Below are 3,907 nucleotides of genomic sequence, written 5' to 3'. Positions count from 1 at the left end.
TGCTCTTTCTCTTCTTTAACTTCTACCAGCTGGCGCTCAAGTGATTCGCCATGCTGCCTAAGAACCCCAGCTATCTCTGGATCAGCTCCTATTGCATCAAGCAAATCCTTCTCTCTAAAGCTCTCCTTCAGCCGTTCAATTATCTCGCCATTCATTGAGCGGCTTGCCTGGTCCGCGCTTGCTGTTAATTGCTCGTGAATATCTTCGGGGATGCGGAGTGTGACTCTGATGCTGTTCATATGTCGCTATTGGTAGCTAAGGGTTTTTATGAGAGTACACCAGTTTGGTGTCTTTTTCATTTGACACCATTGTGGTGTCGTGTATTCTTAATGACACCACTTTGGTGTCTATAGCGAAGAGGATTTAAAGTGAAAGCCAAAGATAAGCCGCAAATAAAAGTCCGGATCACGCCTGAGTCTAAGGAGTGGCTGGATAAAAGAGCTAAAAAAGAGCAGCGCTCGCTTTCCTTTTTGGTTGAGGAAGCGATTAGCAAGGCTCGTCGATTAGAGGAGATGGCAGCATGAGCAACGTAATCCAAATGCCAGTAATTGCTGGCGTGGAAATAACAACTGATGCGGAAGGGCGGTTTAATCTGAACGCTTTGCATCGGGCGAGCGGCTTGGGTGCTAACAAGGCTCCTGCTCAATGGATGCGCGCACAGCAGGCAAAAGAGCTGATCAAGCTGGCTGAATCTAAAACTATGCAGATTTGCATAGTTTCTGTGGAAGGTCGAAATGGCGGGACTTTTGCACATGAGAATCTTGCTTTGGAATATGCTGGATGGATTAGCCCAGAGTTTAGATGGGAGGTTAATCAGACGTTTCTGGATTGCAAAACCGGAAAGTTCGGGCCTTCTCAAGATAAAGAACTCACGCGAATGGAAATCCTCGAACTGGCAATGGAGTCGGAGAAACAAAACCAGGTGCTCAAACTTGAAAATAAAGCCAAAGATGAGCGCATCGAAAAACTGGAAAGTTTTTTTCATCCAGGCATGACAATCACTGCCTTCGGCAAAATGCTCAATGGCGTGAACTGCTCGCAAATGAATAACTTCTGCCACGACACGCTCAAATGGATCTATAACGAAAGCCGGTCTGGCAAAAACAGGCGCTTTAGAGCCAGAAGCTATGCCCGTGATCGCTACCTAACTGAAACTGATCGTCCGATTGGCACTCACGGTGGGGAGACCTTTATTAAGCACGAGCCAAAACTACTTAAGGCTGGCGCAAAAAAACTGTATGAACTGTACCTGGACGAAAAGCTGCCCATGAAGAAAACGTGGAATGGCGAGTTCGTTCACATCAAATTTGAGGTGGCGGCATGATGGATAAATACAAGGCGCGCGGGTTTATCTGGGTGTACAAGAAGATATTGCGAGATTGCGCCCAGCTTGCTCGCAGTGCTAGTGCAATCATACATGTCTATGAGCGTGAGATCATCAAGCTCAAGGGCAATCCCTCCAATACGAATAGGATCTCGGTACTTCAAGACGCGATTGAGTCAGAGACGGCTTATCGGCGAAAGGTCTATGACATGGAGAGAGAGAAGGCACGGGTGCTGGGCGGATTGATAAGGACATACGATGAATACGAATCCACTGATCACGAGCTAGCTCAGCTGCTAAACATCAGCCATATCGCCTACGAAGGATTTCTTCAAGAGCATCCTGAAGCAAAAGGATCTCTGCACTCTTCTGCGTTCATGCATGCAGAAACCTATAGGGAAAGAGAGGTGTTCTTTGGTGAACGTGAAGCTCGTGATTCTCCGCTGTTCGAGGCAACGTTCCGTGACTTTATAGATATGTATGACAAGAACACTGAGTTTCGAGAGGCGGTGTCCAAGTCCTTTGATGAAACATTTGGAGCAATCCCGCGCTACCAAAAAGTGACTTACTCGGACGGCACTGAATCTTTCGAACGAATGCCGCCAAACCTACGAGTTGTTGGCGGCGAAAAGGAGGAATTAACGCCGTAGAACCAAAGAGCTAAAGATGGGAAATTAGTTGGGACTTAGGGAGTTACCGCTCTCTAAGCCCCGAATCAGAATACTTTGAGCAAGGAAACTGACATGGAAACTATAGCACAACACGATATGTGTAAAACCCTGCCTTTTGTGTCACAGCAGGGCGATAAGCGCAAAAACTGGCTGGTAAGTTCGTCCGGCGATTATGAAGCGGACTACCGGACCGGCAGGCAGTATGCACGCAAGCTGCTTGAGCAGATTCATGTTCGGGCGATTACACCGTTCTTTATGGCTGTTGTTATGTCGGACATGCCGCTGGAAGAGGGGCCGATAGAGAACGGGTTTATTGCGGAGCTTACGAGAATTGCGGCGAGCGCGGTATGAAGGATGCTGTATGGCTGTCGCTAGCCTCTAATTAGAGCGCGGCGGCCTTTGCTAGCATTAGCAGCTCATTAATATCCAAGTATGCCTGCAGAGCAAAACCAGTGCCTGCAACTAAAATTAGCCCGGCGCAGATCAAGGCGCTTTTCTCTAAATCGCTAACCGCTTTAGATAATGGCGAAGAATTTTGTTTCTCTATTTCTGCTTGCCTGACTGCCTGTAGAGCAGAGTGCAGCTCGGCTTTATTCTCTTTAGTCCATACAGGCTTCTGGCCGCCAGGAAACGCCGTGGATGGAATCAGCTTGGGGGCTTCGTGATTTAAGTTTTCCGACTGGCGCTGAGTAGCTCTATTCATTGTCCTGAGTCACCTGATCTTCTTCCCTTTTCGCATTCTGCGACAATATTTGCATATTATCTTGATGCAACTTTACCAGCGCTTCAGTGATACGAAGGACGCACAGCTTGTCCTTGTCTGGCAGCTGTCGGTAATGCTCCAGCAGATCGATATCGTACTGCTCCAGATAGGGCCTTGGCTGCTGTCCTGTTATGTAGTCTTCCACCGGAACCCCGCATGCCACGCAGACCGCGACAATATCAACAAAGGCAGAAGGGCGAGTCTCGTTATTCTCCCACTTCTGGTATGTGCGCAGAGCCTTGTGTATCTCTTTGGCTACTTCCTGCTGCGTTTTCTTAAGCGTTAGCCGTCCTGTCCGTAGAATCTCGCCCGGTGTCTTAATCGGCATTTTCATAGCATTGCCCCGTATGCTGACCCTGTCAACCAAGTACCCAGCAACGTGCGTACCAACAGGCGTTTAAGCACCTAAATATGGGGAGTTTGTATCTTTTACGAACAGTGCACCGTTATAGTTCACGCACTTCAAAGGATGATGGAAAAGTGAGGTATTACAGTGGGACAAATGGAGTTCATCGCTGATCTGGACGGACAGCGAGTGTTTTGGCGCACAGAGAGTGCGAACGATTACGATAGGGATTTTTCGGCTGGCCGCAGATATGGGCGCCAGCTTGTTGAATCGATCCGGACAAGGCAGGCCACGCCGTTTATTCTAGCGGAGGTTATCGCGGCCTTTCCTGATCAGCTATCACCGATTGAAAGAGGATTTCTCTCTGAAGTTGGCTATGCTCTCTTAGCGGCATAAACCAATAACGAAAAGGATTTTGTTATTATGGAGACCACACCCCTTTGCGCGTGTCTTAATGATGCGCGCCCATCCATCGAAAATCTAACTGTTATCAGCGATGTTGTTGAAGACAGTCAGATCTATTCTTGTACTCATTGCGGTTCATATTGGGAGTACCTCCCAAATCATGGCTGGCGATTACTTCTCCCTGGAAATGATGAAAACCTGAGATACAGGAAACTCTGCCTGAATTCCTGCTGAGTCGCGCACGGTTAACCTGCGTTTTATTGTCCTGTAAACTGGACGCACTCTGTGCACCCAAGGAGAGGGGTACTTTTTGTTTTGAGTACAATTGTGTGTACATATTTTTGATTTTACGACTTCGCAAAGCTATTAATCTGTTTAAAAACAAGTGTTTATAAGTT

Annotated in this window: 7 protein-coding genes; 4 read left to right on the top strand and 3 right to left on the bottom strand. The window is 47.6% G+C overall.

Going from position 1 to position 3,907, the window contains the following annotated elements; translation table 11 throughout:
* Positions 1–239, bottom strand: a 239-nt coding sequence (locus ABYW01_RS16160; RefSeq protein ID WP_372834646.1) for an Arc family DNA-binding protein, incomplete at its 3' end; no start/stop codon positions are given.
* Between the two features lie 129 nt (positions 240–368).
* Here ABYW01_RS16160 and ABYW01_RS16155 point away from each other — a divergent pair.
* The 4 genes from ABYW01_RS16155 (at position 369) to ABYW01_RS16140 (ending at position 2,346) form a co-directional block, all read left to right on the top strand.
* A complete protein-coding gene (locus tag ABYW01_RS16155) occupies positions 369–524 on the top strand; it encodes a ribbon-helix-helix protein, CopG family (RefSeq protein WP_372834643.1) in 156 nt (51 codons plus the stop codon).
* Complete coding sequence (locus tag ABYW01_RS16150) at positions 521–1,324, top strand: KilA-N domain-containing protein (protein ID WP_372834641.1); 804 nt, start codon at positions 521–523, stop codon at positions 1,322–1,324. Before ABYW01_RS16155 ends, ABYW01_RS16150 begins: the two co-directional genes overlap by 4 nt.
* Positions 1,321–1,974: a hypothetical protein gene (locus ABYW01_RS16145; RefSeq protein WP_372834639.1), complete on the top strand. Its 654-nt coding sequence runs from the start codon at positions 1,321–1,323 to the stop codon at positions 1,972–1,974. The genes ABYW01_RS16150 and ABYW01_RS16145 overlap by 4 nt, the downstream gene beginning before the upstream one ends.
* A 93-nt stretch (positions 1,975–2,067) precedes the next feature.
* Positions 2,068–2,346 (top strand): hypothetical protein, encoded by a 279-nt coding sequence (locus tag ABYW01_RS16140; protein ID WP_372834636.1) that lies wholly within the window; start codon positions 2,068–2,070, stop codon positions 2,344–2,346.
* Positions 2,347–2,377: 31 nt separating this feature from the next.
* Here the strand turns inward: ABYW01_RS16140 and ABYW01_RS16135 are convergent, their stop codons facing one another.
* Positions 2,378–2,698 carry a hypothetical protein gene (locus ABYW01_RS16135; RefSeq protein ID WP_372834633.1) on the bottom strand — a complete coding sequence of 107 codons (321 nt, stop codon included), beginning with the start codon at positions 2,696–2,698 and terminating at the stop codon, positions 2,378–2,380.
* A complete protein-coding gene (locus tag ABYW01_RS16130) occupies positions 2,691–3,092 on the bottom strand; it encodes a helix-turn-helix domain-containing protein (RefSeq protein ID WP_372834630.1) in 402 nt (133 codons plus the stop codon). The genes ABYW01_RS16135 and ABYW01_RS16130 overlap by 8 nt, the downstream gene beginning before the upstream one ends.
* Between the last annotated feature and the right edge of the window lie 815 nt (positions 3,093–3,907).

Source organism: Pontibacterium sp., assembly GCF_041587635.1.
Lineage (GTDB): Bacteria > Pseudomonadota > Gammaproteobacteria > Pseudomonadales > Balneatricaceae > Pontibacterium.
The sequence above is the reverse complement of the archived record's forward strand: the minus strand, read 5'-3'. Positions and strand labels throughout refer to the sequence as shown.